This window comes from Arthrobacter humicola, assembly GCF_039531445.1.
In the GTDB taxonomy this organism is placed as follows: Bacteria; Actinomycetota; Actinomycetes; order Actinomycetales; family Micrococcaceae; genus Arthrobacter; species Arthrobacter humicola.
In genome coordinates this window covers 206,565-219,370 of record NZ_BAAAQB010000037.1, presented here as the reverse complement: position 1 = coordinate 219,370, position 12,806 = coordinate 206,565, and the positions used below count along the sequence as shown (strand labels likewise).

Genomic DNA, 12,806 nt, shown 5'->3' with positions numbered 1-12,806 from the left:
TAATTTCCCGGCGACTCGGAGAGTTTCCGGCGAGTTCGAGGCCGGCGAGGCGTCGGCGGCGCGCCCCACGGACGCCGGATGGCAGGCCGCTAGACTCACGCGCATGACGATTGTGGACGATCAGGGGCGCCCGGAGCCTCCCCTTGCCGCCGATGAAACCGCGACCCTCCTGGGTTTCCTGGACTTTCAGCGGGCCACGCTGGCGTGGAAGTGCGCCGGGCTGGAAGCCGCCGGCCTCCGGGCGACGACCGCTGCCTCATCGATGACCCTGGGCGGGCTGCTGAAGCACATGGCCTACGTGGAAGGCGAATGGTTTTCCCGTTCCCTGCACGCGCGGGACCGGGAGGCTCCGTTCGGAACCGTGGACTGGAAGGCCGACCCGGACTGGGACTGGCATTCCGCCGCCGAGGACACCCCGGACCAGTTGCGCAACCTGTGGCAGGGCGCCGTCGACCGCTCCCGGGAACGCCTCGCGGATGCCCTGGCCAGCGGCGGCCTGGACCAACTGGCCCGGCGCTCTTGGCCGGATGGCTCGGCGCCGAGCCTACGCTGGATCCTGTGCCACATGATCGAGGAGTATGCCCGGCACAACGGCCACGCCGACCTCCTCCGCGAAGCGGTGGACGGGCAGACCGGGGAGTAGCCGCGGCGGCCACAGCGTTCCCCGGGCGTTTCCGGCGGGGAGTCCGATGGCGCCACTCGCCCGCCGGCGTCTTCAGGGAGTCCTGCGCGTCTTTCGAAGACTCCTACGCGTCGGGCATCTGCAGCACGGTCAGGGCGGCCAGCAGGTATGGCGCGGGATCGGGATCGCTGCCGGCGGCCCACTGCATCCAGGCCTCGAACGTTGCCCCGAGATAGGCCGCGCAGAGGTAGCCGGCCATGTCGTCGCGGACGCCGAGCGTGATCAAATACCGGCGGCCCCGCTCGCGCTGGGGGGCGAGGGCGGCGTAGCTCCGGCTGGCCAGTTCCGGGTGTTCGGCGATGAGCCGCAGGCGCCCGCGGGTAAGGGCGAGGTCCGGAAGCGCGGCTGCCCCGGCGACGGCCGCCGCACTCAGTCCCGCCCGGATCTGCGCCGCACCCGTCCCTGGCCGATGCCCGCCGTCGGACGCGCCAGCGGCCCCGTCGTCGGACTTGCCAACGGGGCCGCCGCCGTCGCCCGCGCTGTCCAGCTCTCTTCCCAGAGCCTGGTCCAGTGCCCGGCCGGCGGCCTCCGTGACCGGCTCGATGCCGCCCCAGACGAGGTCGGCCTTGCTGGGGAAGTAGCGGTAAAGGCTTTTGCGCCCGATCCCGGCCGCGCCCGCGATGTCCTCCATGGACGTCTGTTCGTAGCCGCGCTCGGCGAACAGGCGCAGGGCGATGCGGGCGACGGCCTCGGGGTCGATCGTCGCCGGCCGCCCGGTGGCGCGCGCGGCGGCGGGCTGGTGGTCCTCGGAGGGCTGGCCGGTATTCACCCTTACATAATGACACAGAGTGTCATAAGGTGAGCCTGTCAGCATCCTCAACGTCTGGAAGGACATCATGGGCAACGAAGCTTCATGGCAGGAAACCGTCACCGCGGGCCGCTTTGCCGGCAAGACCGTCATCGTCACGGGTGCGGGATCGGGCATTGGACAGGCCACGGCCCTCCGCGTCGCGCGGGAGGGCGGCCGGGTGATCGCGGCCGACATCAGCAAGGAACGCCTGGACGCCCTCGTGCAGGACAACGCCGGCCTGGACCTGGTTCCCGTGCCCGGCGACATCTCCACTGAGGAAACCGTTGCCGCCGTCGTGGCCGCGGCGGGCGGGCGCGTTGATGCGCTGGCGAACGTCGCCGGGATCATGGACAACTTCACGCCGATCCACGAGGTGGACGACGAAACCTGGGAGCGGGTTTTCCGGATCAACGTCACGGCCCTCATGCGCCTGACCCGCGCCGTCGTGCCGCTCATGCTAGAGGCCGGCACCGGTTCCGTAGTTAACATCGCCTCCGAGGCCGGGCTGCGCGGGTCCGCCGCCGGCGCCACCTACACGGCGTCCAAGCACGCCGTCATCGGCCTGACCAAGAACTCCGCCGTGATGTACGGGCCGAAGGGCCTGCGGTTCAACGCAGTGGCCCCCGGCGCCACCATCACGAACATCGAGGCCCCGTGGGGATCCGAGCTCGGTGCCGCGCGCCTCCAGCCGCTCATGGGCGTGAACATCCCGGCCCCCGCCACCGCGGCGCAGCTGGCAGCCTCGATCACCTTCCTGCTCAGCGACGACGGCACCAACGTCAACGGCGCGGTCCTCGCGTCCGACGGCGGCTGGTCGGCGGTCTAAGGGTCCGTCCACCCCGGGCCCACCCACCCGTGTCCACCCGTTGCGCTATCAGACTTGGCGGTTATCCGAGCCGAATGACGACCAGGACTGATAGCGCATCCAGGGGGAGGGCTAGGCTCCGGGGAAGCGTTCCCGCAGATTGCGGTGGACGTCGGCGGCCGATCCTGCGCCGGCCGCCGCCTCTTCGGTGAGCCCGAGAGCGGCCGCGGCCCCAACGCCGAGCGTTCCCGGCGACGAGATGCGCAGCAGGTCGGCGGCCAGCAGAACCTCGATCGCCAGCAGGTCCTCAAGAAGTCTCAGCGCTTCCTCGGTCTTGCGGACGCTCAGCATGGCTCCCGTCGCATGGTCCTCGACGCCGACATCCAGGATGGTCGAGTCCAGGGTGGCGGGAGCTGCCAGGAGGCGGAGCTCGGTGTAGCAGGCGGAGCCGGCGTAGCGGAGCTGCACGCCCGGCGCCGCGGCGGGCCCGCGGTTCCCGGGCGGGGGCCCCGACTTCTTCGCCGCCATGACGGCAGTCCACAAGTGGCTCATGCGGCGTTCGCTGAGCTGCCCCACGTGGACCAGAGCCACGCGCAGGGCGTCGAAGGCGATCGCCAGCACCATCGGATGGAAGTTGCCGTTGCTCAGCACCGAGCCGGATGCGACGTCGACCAGCGGGTTATCGCTCGCGGAGTTCAGCTCCGTGTCCACGGCACTCCCGGCCGTGGCGAGGAACTCACGGAACGCGCCGTGGACCTGCGGGATCACCCGGAAGGAAAGGGCATCCTGCACCGACCGCGGCCCGCCCGGGTTCAGGAGCAAGCTGCCTTCCAGCAGTTCGCGCAGATGGGCCGCTGCCGCGACTTGCCCCGGATACGGCTTGGCCGCGGCCGCGGAGGCCGAAAAGACCGAAGGGTTGCCCCGGGTGGCTTCGATGGACAGGACTGCGGCCTGGTCCGCGGCGCCGGCCGTCCGCGCCGCGCGGGCCAGCACCAGGGCCCCGTGGCCGATCGAGACGCCGTTGGCCGAGATTATGGCCAGTCCGTCCCGGCCCTCGAGCCGGAGCGGCGCGATGCCCGCACGGCGCAGGGCTTCGGCTCCGGCGAGGGTCTCGCCCCGGAATTCCGCTGTGCCGGTGCCGACAGCCACCTGGGCGATGCCGGCCATCGGACTGATATCGGCCGCTCCGACCGAGCCCGTGCTGTGCAGGACCGGGTGGACGCCGGCGTTCAACATGGCCAGCAGGGTGTCTGCAGCGGCCGGGCTGGCGCCGGAGCCGCCCCGGGCCATGCCGTTGAGGCGAACGGCCATCGCGGCCCGGACCACTGTCCGGTCCAGCAGGGGGCCGAACGCGCCGCCATGGCTTGCCACGAGGAATTGCTGCTGCCGTTCGAGTTCTTCGCGCGGCACCCTGGTGTCCTTGCCGTGGCCGACCCGGGTGCTGAGCCCGTAGATCGGGTCGCCGCCGGACATGGCCTCCTCCAACAGGACCCGGCTCGCCGCGATGCGTGCCCTGGCGGGCTCGCCGAGTGCCACCGGCGCGCCCTCGGCTACGGCGACCAATTCCTCCTGCGTCATCGGCAGATCGCTGATGGTGACTGGTTCCATGACGTTGCCTCCAGCAACCAGTGTGGTCCGGGGCGTCCGACCGTACAAGAGATCACCGGACAGGAGATCACCGGACAAGGGGACACCCCACCACCCGTTGCACTTTCAGAAATGGCGGCTATCGGCGCCGAATGACAACCAGACCTGATAGCGCAACCAGGAGGACACGACGACGGCGGGAGGCTCCCGCCGTCGTCGTCCGTCTGTTTACTGTCCGGACCGCAATCTAGTAGGCCTTGACGCGCTGTTCGACGACGAGGTGGACCAGGGCGAACACGCCGTCGCGGTCGATGGCGGCCAGCGCGGCCTCGAGGGCGGCCGGGATGTCCTGGTCCTCGGTGACCGTGACGCCGAAACCGCCGAAGGCCCGGGCCATCATGCCGAAGTCGGGATTCTTCAGCTGCGTGCCCGATACCCGGGACGGGTAGTGGCGTTCCTGGTGGGTGCGGATGGTGCCGTACTCCTGGTTGTCCATCACGATGATGAGCGGCGTGGCTCCATACTGGGCGGCCGTGGCGAGCTCTTGGCCGTTCATCAGGAATTCCCCGTCGCCGGCGATGGTGACCACCCGCCGCTCCGGGCTGGCCAGCGAAGCCGCGATGGCCGATGGAATCGAGTACCCCATGGAGCCGTTCCGGGCGCTGATCATCGAGGCGTAGCGCCGGGTGGGGAAGTACCGGTGCGCCCAGTTGGTGTGCTCGCCGGCCCCGAACGTGACCATCGCGTCCTCGGGCAGCAGCGGCACGAGGTTGGCCATGAGGGTGTCCATCTTGGCAGGCCCCTCGTCCGGGCTGGACGGCGGCAGGCTGGCGAAGGACTGCTGCTCGGCACGCATCCGGGCCGTCCACGCCTTCCACTCCTCCTTCACCGGGAGGTCGATGTTAACGAGATCCCGGACGAAGGCCTCCGGCTTGGCCAGGATCTGGCGGGAGACGGGGCCGGAGCGGCCGCGCAGCGAGGGATCGATGGTGACCAGGAAGTTCTTCTTGTTCCAGTCCTGCCTGCAGACGAAGCCGTCCGTGATCACGTCGCCCGGGACCGTCCCGACGAACACGAGCAGGTCGGTTTCCTCCAGGAGGTCGTAGGTGGGGCGGGGTCGGCCGTAGCCGATCGGTCCCACGTAGCTGGGGGAGTCGAAGGAGACGGTTCCCTGCGTGCGCCATTCCGCCGCGGCCGGGATGTGATGCTTTTCGAGCCATTCGGTGAGTTCCGTGGCCGCGTCCTGGGTCCAGTCGTTCCCGCCGGTGACAAAGAGCGGCTTCTTGGCCTGTGCCAGGGCCTCGGCAAGGACGCCGGCATCCGTGCTGCTCATACCGCCCGCGGCCACCGGGATGGCCGGGTGCAGGGCCGGATCGATCTGCACGCGGATGATGTCCTCCGGCAGGCCTACCACCACGGGGCCGGGGCGGCCGCTCATGGCCGCGAACATGGCCTCGGCGACAATCTCGGAGGCCCGTTCGGGGTGGTCCAGGACCATCACGCGTTTGGCACCGGTGTCGAACCACGCCTTGATGTCGAACTCCTGAAACGCCTCGCGGTCCCGGTGCGCGAACGGAATGAGACCGACAAAGAGCAGCATCGGGGTGGAGTCCTGCCACGCGGTGTGCAGGCCGACGTGGGCGTTCGCCGCCCCGGGCCCGCGGGTGACCATTGCGACGCCGGGACGCTGGTTCATCTTGCCGTCGGCCTCGGCCATGTACGCGGCGCCGCCCTCGTGCCGGCAGACCACGGTCTCGATGTCCGAGCCGTGCAGCCCGTCGAGGACGTCCAGAAAGCTTTCGCCCGGCACAACAAAGGTGCGCTCAACCCCGTGCGCCACGAGGGAATCGACAATCACGTGGCCGGCGGATTTCAGGGCGCCGCTGCCGTTGAAGCTGTCCGGGATAGCCGCCGGGACCGTCTGGAGGGGTGGGAGGGTGGCGCCGTCGACTGGGTACGTGTCGGTTGCGGTCATGGTGGATGCAGACTCCGTTTTCATCACTTGGTTGTCTTCTTGGGTTGGTTTGGCGGGCAAGGCATGTCCACTGAATCCAGCGGAACGGATGGTGGCGCCTAGTCGGTTTCCGGTCCGGTGCAGAAGAAGCAGCCGTCCTCGCAGCTGTCGTTCGACGCCGGCGGGTTGCTGGTGCGCACGGCTGGCGGGTGGCGCTCCTGCAGGGTGCTGGTGCGGCCGGGATTCAGCGGGTTTCGTGGCTTCATGGAGGCTTTCAGGTTGTAGGTCGGATGGTGGGACCGGTCAGCAGACGAATGTTCGATTAGCGATTAGTGGATCGGAGTCCGGTTGGCCAGCACGGGCGCGGCGCCCGTGAAGCCGTCGCGGGTTTCGGCGATGTCGTGGATCTGCTTCCGGCAGGCGTACCAGCCGCCGACCATCAGCGCGCAGGCCACCAGGGTCACCAGCAGCGTGAGAGGGGAATCGATGAAGACCATGACGAGCACGCCGAGCAGGAAGACGAGGGAGAGGTATCCGGTGTAGGGGGCGCCGAACATCCGGAACGAGGGGCGTTCGAGCCAGCCCTTGTCTGCCCACCGTTTGAGCTGGATCTGGCAGAGCACGATGGTGGCCCAGGTGACGACGATGCCTACCGAGGCGACGTTCAGGACGATCTCGAAGGCCTGGCCGGGGACCAGGTAGTTCAGCGGGACACCGAGGAGGGAGACGCCTGCGGTGATAGCGATGCCGCCGTAGGGGACGCCGGCTTTGTTCATCCGCTGGGCGAACTTCGGGGCCGATCCGGCTACTGACATAGAGCGCAGGATGCGGCCGGTGGAGTAAAGGCCGGCGTTCAGCGAGGACAGGGCGGCCGTGAGGACCACGAGGTTCATGATGACGTCCACGCCCTGGATGCCGATGGATCCGAAGAACGTCACGAACGGGCTGACGCCTTTTTGGTAGGAGGTGTAGGGCAGCAGCAGGGCTAGCAGGATGACCGAGCCGACGTAGAACACGGCGATGCGGAAGACCACGGAGTTGATGGCCTTGGGCATGATCTTTTCGGGGTTTTCGGTTTCGCCGGCGGCCGTGCCGATCAGTTCGATCGAGGCGTAGGCGAACAGCACGCCCTGCATGAGGATGATCATGGGCAGCAGGCCGTTGGGGAAGATGCCCCCGTTGTCGGTGATGAGGCTGAAGCCGACTTCCTGGCCTTCCAAGGGGGTGCCGAACATGACGAAGTAGCTGCCGATCAGCAGGAACGCGACGAGGGCGGCGACCTTGATCAGGGCGAACCAGAACTCGAGTTCGCCGAAGACCTTGACGGAGGCAAGGTTCAGGCAGAGGACCACGATGAGGGCGATCAGCGCCCACGCCCACTGTGGAACGGTCCCCATCCAGGGGACGTACTTGCCGAAGAAGTTCATGTAGAGGGCCGCGGCGGTGATGTCCACGATGGTGGTGGTGGCCCAGTTGATCCAATAGAACCAGCCGGAGATGAATGCGGCCTTCTCTCCGTAGAATTCGCGGGCGTAGGACACGAACGATCCTGAAGAGGGCCGGTGCAGGACCAGTTCTCCCAGGGCGCGCAGGATCAGGAACGCGAAGAAGCCGCAGACGGCGTAGGCGATGACCAGTGACGGGCCGGCGGCGTTGAGCCGGCCGCCGGCGCCCAGGAACAGGCCGGTTCCGATGGCCCCGCCGATTGCGATCATCTGGATTTGCCGGGGCTTCAGGCTCTTGTGGTAGCCAGAGTCCTCCGCGTGGATCAGTGCATCCGAAGCATGGGCGTGGCCACCATCGGCCTCGTACAAGCCAACCTCGTCATTGGGGTTGTTGGGCATGGGTGTTCCTTTCGATCTGTCGGAGATCTAAATGGGGTTTGGAGAGAGATTGTGGGGACAGCGAGGCGTCAGATCAGAAGATCGACCACCCGGTCCGGTCGGACAGGTCGGCGAGAGCCGCCGAGCCTGCCAGGGAATTTCCTTTGGAATCCAGCCGCGGGCTCCAGACGCAGATGGCGCACTCGCCGGGGACGATCGCCAGAATGCCGCCGCCCACACCGCTTTTCCCCGGAAGTCCCACGCGGTAGGCGAACTCGCCGGCGGCGTCATACATGCCGCAGGTCAGCATGATGGAGCCGATGCGCTTTGCCTCGCTCCGGGAGACCACCGCGCCTTGCGCCCCGCGGCCATCCTGCGCGAGGAACAGGCCCGCCTTGGCCACCTCCACGCAGGTCATCATGATTGAGCACTGCCTGACGTAGTTCTCCACCACGGCCTGTGCGGGCCGCCGCAGGTTGCCGAATGCCTTCAAGAAGTGGGCAAGGGCCAGATTGCGGCTGCTGCTGGACAGCTCACTCCTTGCGGCCACCTCATCGATGAAGGGACCCTGTCTTCCATTCTGGTGACCCACCTGGTCGGTGAGGAAGCGCAGGACCTGAGCGGCGGCGTCGGGTGATCTTTCCATCAGGTGGTCGGTGACCACCAGTGCGCCCGAATTGATGAAGGGGTTCCGCGGGATCCCGTGCTCGACTTCAAGCTGGACCAGGGAGTTGAAGGACGTCCCTGACGGCTCGCGAAGGACCCTGGACCACAACGAGCCGGAGTCGTCGGCGCTGAGCGCCATCGCCAGGGTGAAGACCTTGGAAATGCTCTGGATCGAGAACGGAAGATCGGCGTCGCCGGAACTGAAGACTTCTCCGGACGTCGTGGCAACCGCGATGCCGAACCGGTCGAACGGCGGGACCTGCAGGTGGGGAATATTGGCCGGAACTGACCCCGCTTCCGTCCGGGGCCGGTGGCTGCGGACAAGGTCTTCGAGGACCGGGCCAAGCGGCGGCGAATCAAGTGCTGTCATCATTTCTTGCCCAGGTGCTCCTTCTGTGTGCCGGCCCACTCCTGAACATGAAGCAGGGCGACCAATGAATCGCGGGGATTGCCGAAGTTCAGCCCGGTGACCCGGCTGACTTTGTTGATCCGGTAGTAGACGGTGTTCTTATGCAGCTGCATCCGCTTGGCGCACTCGGCCACGTCCAGGGAGGCGTCGAAGAATGCACGCAGGGTTTCGGCCAGTTCCGCGTCGTGTCGGAGGAGGGCCCAGAGGCTGCGGTGCCGGAAGGCCGCCGTCGTGAAGTTTTCGACGGCGTCGTGGAAGAGGATTTCCGCCTCAAAGTCGTCGACGGTGGCTACCGGAACTTCGCCGGACCGTCGCATGCAGCCGAGCAGGGCTTCGGCTATTCCGATCGCGGAATGAATCGAGAGTAGATCGGGGACGACGGGTCCGACGGCGGCAAAGGGGTTGATGCCGAGGTGCTTGGCGGCGTCCTTGACGATTGCCTCGGCCAGACTCCGCAGTCCGGCGTCGGCGTTGGCGGACTGGAGACCGGGGATGACGACGGCGGTGTCGCCGTGAAACTGTCCCACGATGGCTGACGATTTGTAGGCGGCCGCGTGGATCGACGCGAGATTGGCCAGCTCCCCGTGCTTGAGCGCCGCGTCGTCCTCCCGGGCTTCAGACGCTGAGAGGCCAAGCAGGATCAGGGCCGAGGGGCGGTCCGCCGGGATCTTTTCACTGTGCGCGCTCGCCGCAGCCTCCGCCGGACCCGAAAGGAGGCGCGCGATCCGGTCCTCGCGCATGTGCACGGACTGCTGGTTGCGGTACCGGATGAGCTCGGCGGAGGCACGCGCGGCAGAGCCGGTGAGCACGTAATCAACGTCGTCGCCGAAGCCGGCGCCGGTTTCCTGGAGCCAGATGTAGCCCATGATGCGGTTGCCGGCGAACAAGGTGATGGCGACGCGTTCCCGCAGGCCGTCCTGGGGCCGGGCGGGTACCCGGACCGGGAGGCGGGTCCGGTGCAGCTCGCGGTAGGCGCCAAGGTCTTTGAGCAGGAGTTCGTATTTGCGCGGGCCGCGCCGGGCCAGGATGGAGGCCTTGCGGAGCTCGTCAATGGCGTTGGTGACGGTGGAATATGCCAGGACCTTGTTGGCGGCGTCCTCGATCACGACGTGGCTGGAGGTCAGCCGGGCAGTCGTCTGGGCGATGGCGAAGAGGTCCTCTTCAAGCAGGGTCAGCACTTCGCGCTGGTAGCTGGGCGGCTGGATGCGGTCCTTGGCGATGGACAGGAGGCGGTCCCAGTCCGCGGACGGGTCCACCAGCAGCAGGCCGGTTCCGGCGGCGCGCAGCAGTTCTTCGGCTTCCGCCAGTTCCTCCGGGCTGCCCTTGACGGCCAGGACCAGGGGAGGGTTCTTCAGCAGGCGCCGAACTGCCGGCAACGCGGAGCGTCCGCGAACGCCGACCAACAGGACAAACGCGGCCCCGCCGTCGGAGCTTTCGTCGTCGGCGTCCACGATCAGAAAGCGCTCGATCGCCGCATCCGTGCGGGCGGGCCGAAGCATCAGGGTCGCGGAGCCCAGCGGGAGATCCGCGAGGATGTCGTCCACTGTAGCTGCGGCCATGGGCTTCCTTCTGACATTGGCACCCTCCCGGACGGCTCTGTCCGGACACTTCATGCTATCGAGCGGTTATCCCCGAAAATATGGAAATGATCCTAAATTACGCGGCTCGTTTTAGGTCCGGGGACCAAGGAGGGCCCGGTTGCGGTGTGGGGCGTGGGCCAGCCTGTGCCCGCAAGCGGTAGAGGACGACGGCGTGCACGTCCCGCCGTCGTCCTCTTTCCGGTTCAACGCGATTCAGGCCGAGTCTGGCCGGTCCAGGACTGGCCATCCCAAAAGCCCAGGACTCCGGGCGTACCCGTCGGGTACCAGCCGGAGGGCGGCAACGGCGGCAACGGCGGCGCCGCCGGAGTCTGCTGAACAGGCTGCATTGGACCAATAGATTCCCGCGGCATTTGCGGCTGCACAGCTGGCGGCTGTGGCTCGTAGGCCGGGAGAGTCTGCACGCCATCGTGGGCATACCTGTCCGCCGTTAGCCTCTTGACTAGTTCACGGGCCACTTCAGGGGACGTAGTGTGGTGCGTCCACGCGTGGCCGTCCCAGTAGCGGGCGGTGCCGCCCTCGTTATACCAACTGGCGCGGGGCCCGCCAATGTTGAAGCCCGCAGCCAGAAATTCACCGAAATTGGCGGTGATTCTGTCGGACGCCTGAGGTGCCGGAGTGGTGAGGTTGTGCCAGTAACCTGCGACGTAGTCATTCGCATCCTCCTGACTCCTGCGCCCGGCCGCCACTTCCGCGTCTGCCCACTGGCAAAGCCGCTAGTATTCCTCGGTGAATTGCTCGTGCCTCATCTGGGCCAGCTGGGCTGCCGCGTACTCGGCCCGAATGGCATTCTGTTGCATGAGGGTTCGCTGCACATTCAGCTGCTGGCGGCTGGTGACAAAAGTCCCCACATTTGCCGCCATGTTCAGACGGTTGCCTTTCATCTTGCCCGTGAGGTCTTTTCCTTTCAGAGGCGTTCCCCTGCTGGATTTTGCTCGCGAGGCCGTGTTAAAGCTGTGCTGTAATCCGTGGAAGCATCCCGCCAAAACGCTGCTGATCCGGACTTTATCCCAAGTCATTCAGCTGTGGCGCTAACTGGTGATTTCTTTGCGACTACCTGTCAGGTCTTTTAGGTGCAGCCCGGGAGTCGAAGCCGTCTCTTGCCGGCTTTGTGACGCAATACAGGGCGATGCCGGAAATAACATCCCGTCAAAATTGGTGACGCCGAAGTAGCTGTGTATTCTCTGGGAATGAGCGGCGATGCCGCGCATAACTTTGGGGGAAGAACAAGACACATGAGCCCGCCTTAGCGCGCCAAGTCTGCAGGCGTATACGCCGCTCACATTGCGAATCTCGCACCCAAGACTGGTCGACCAGCCAGCCGCAATATCGCACCATTTCAACCTCGCATCCGTAGCGCGGCCTGTCATCAGGCTGCCCACGAAAGGACCTCAATGAGCCAGCCAACGCCCCCTCCCGCCGGAACCCCGGCCGACTACACGAAGGCTCCGGCACCGTACCCCGGAGCCCCCGTAGCCTACCCGGGCGCTCCGGCCGCTTTCCAGGGCCCCCAGGCCGGACAGCAGTACGGCGTAAGCAGCAAGTCGTTCCTGACGACCTGGCTGCTGTCCCTGCTCCTTGGCAGTTTCGGTGTTGACCGTTTCTACCTGGGCAAGGTCGGCACCGGCATCCTGAAGCTCGTCACCTTCGGCGGTGTGGGAATCTGGGCCCTCGTGGACCTCATCCTGGTCCTAACCAACAAGCAGACGGACAAGCAGGGCCTCAAGCTTGCAGGCTACGAGCAGCACAAGAAGATCGCGCTCATCGTGACTCTGGCCCTCGTGGCGCTGAGCTTCATCATCAACATCGCCCGTGGAGGTTCCGCTCCCTCTTCGGCTCCGGCCGCCGCCGCTCCGGCCGCCGCCGCTCCGGCCGCCGCCGCTCCGGCTGCCGCTGCGACGTGGACCAAGGTTGCCGAGCTGACCGGCTCGACCGACCTGGCCAGCCAGTCCTTCCAGCTGTCCGGCAAGGAAGCTCGACTCGTTTATGAGTTCACGGGCGCCGAGCTGGTCAATGGCAAGCCCGCGGCCATTGGCGCCATCTATCTGATGGAGGACGGCAAGGACAAGATGAAGGACGGCGGAATCCCGGTCAAGATGGTCACCAAGGACGAGTCCGGGGAAACGGCCCTGCACAAGAGCGCGGGTGCTTACTACCTGGACGTGACCGCGGCTAACTTCGCTGGCTGGACGGTCACGGTCGAAGAAAAGCAGTAGTAGCGACTACATTGCTTGACTTAGGAGCCCTCGGCGAATACCTCGTCGGGGGCTCTTTTCCTGCTGCCCTCTGATCGGTCTCATCAATTAGGTCTTTATGGAGTGGCACCGTTGCCGCGACCGTAATCCGCACCATGGCCTATTAAGGCGGCCAAGACAGAGGATTCATTACGTAGGTCTCCGGCAAAGTTTTGTTCAATTCCATCGTTCCCCGCCCGGGAGGTCGAACCACCTTGGGTGCCTCCCCTCCCGATGGGGGTACTGGCAGTGACTCCC

At 66.6% G+C, this 12,806-nt stretch carries 12 protein-coding genes; 3 read left to right on the top strand and 9 right to left on the bottom strand.

Features of this window, described 5'->3' with window-relative positions; translation table 11 throughout:
• Positions 1-103: 103 nt before the first annotated feature.
• On the top strand, positions 104-643 hold the full coding sequence (locus tag ABD243_RS14055; protein WP_344366878.1) for a DinB family protein: 540 nt from the start codon (positions 104-106) through the stop codon (positions 641-643).
• Between the two features lie 103 nt (positions 644-746).
• Here the strand turns inward: ABD243_RS14055 and ABD243_RS14050 are convergent, their stop codons facing one another.
• Positions 747-1,451 carry a TetR family transcriptional regulator gene (locus tag ABD243_RS14050; RefSeq protein WP_344366876.1) on the bottom strand — a complete coding sequence of 235 codons (705 nt, stop codon included), beginning with the start codon at positions 1,449-1,451 and terminating at the stop codon, positions 747-749.
• A 67-nt stretch (positions 1,452-1,518) separates the two neighbouring features.
• Between ABD243_RS14050 and ABD243_RS14045 the strand changes: the two genes are divergently transcribed.
• On the top strand, positions 1,519-2,298 hold the full coding sequence (locus ABD243_RS14045; protein ID WP_344366874.1) for an SDR family NAD(P)-dependent oxidoreductase: 780 nt from the start codon (positions 1,519-1,521) through the stop codon (positions 2,296-2,298).
• A 111-nt stretch (positions 2,299-2,409) separates the two neighbouring features.
• Here ABD243_RS14045 and ABD243_RS14040 read toward each other — a convergent pair whose 3' ends face one another.
• From ABD243_RS14040 to ABD243_RS14010, 8 genes are all read right to left on the bottom strand, one after another.
• Entirely contained in the window at positions 2,410-3,885 is a 1,476-nt protein-coding gene (locus tag ABD243_RS14040) for an HAL/PAL/TAL family ammonia-lyase (protein WP_344366871.1), read from the bottom strand.
• 226 nt (positions 3,886-4,111) lie between these two features.
• Positions 4,112-5,839, bottom strand: coding sequence for a thiamine pyrophosphate-dependent enzyme (locus tag ABD243_RS14035; RefSeq protein WP_344366869.1), 1,728 nt, complete (start codon positions 5,837-5,839; stop codon positions 4,112-4,114).
• 98 nt (positions 5,840-5,937) lie between these two features.
• On the bottom strand, positions 5,938-6,084 hold the full coding sequence (locus ABD243_RS14030) for a hypothetical protein (RefSeq protein WP_161958206.1): 147 nt from the start codon (positions 6,082-6,084) through the stop codon (positions 5,938-5,940).
• A 63-nt stretch (positions 6,085-6,147) separates the two neighbouring features.
• On the bottom strand, positions 6,148-7,662 hold the full coding sequence (locus ABD243_RS14025) for an amino acid permease (protein ID WP_116766229.1): 1,515 nt from the start codon (positions 7,660-7,662) through the stop codon (positions 6,148-6,150).
• 73 nt (positions 7,663-7,735) lie between these two features.
• Positions 7,736-8,680 (bottom strand): glutaminase, encoded by a 945-nt coding sequence (locus ABD243_RS14020; RefSeq protein ID WP_344366863.1) that lies wholly within the window; start codon positions 8,678-8,680, stop codon positions 7,736-7,738.
• Positions 8,677-10,275: a PucR family transcriptional regulator gene (locus tag ABD243_RS14015; protein ID WP_344366861.1), complete on the bottom strand. Its 1,599-nt coding sequence runs from the start codon at positions 10,273-10,275 to the stop codon at positions 8,677-8,679. Before ABD243_RS14015 ends, ABD243_RS14020 begins: the two co-directional genes overlap by 4 nt.
• Before the next feature lie 224 nt (positions 10,276-10,499).
• Complete coding sequence (locus ABD243_RS20940) at positions 10,500-11,003, bottom strand: DUF2510 domain-containing protein (protein ID WP_425547205.1); 504 nt, start codon at positions 11,001-11,003, stop codon at positions 10,500-10,502.
• A 27-nt stretch (positions 11,004-11,030) separates the two neighbouring features.
• On the bottom strand, positions 11,031-11,333 hold the full coding sequence (locus tag ABD243_RS14010; protein ID WP_344366859.1) for a hypothetical protein: 303 nt from the start codon (positions 11,331-11,333) through the stop codon (positions 11,031-11,033).
• Positions 11,334-11,708: 375 nt separating this feature from the next.
• Between ABD243_RS14010 and ABD243_RS14005 the strand changes: the two genes are divergently transcribed.
• Entirely contained in the window at positions 11,709-12,530 is an 822-nt protein-coding gene (locus tag ABD243_RS14005) for a TM2 domain-containing protein (protein ID WP_344366857.1), read from the top strand.
• Positions 12,531-12,806: the final 276 nt, after the last annotated feature.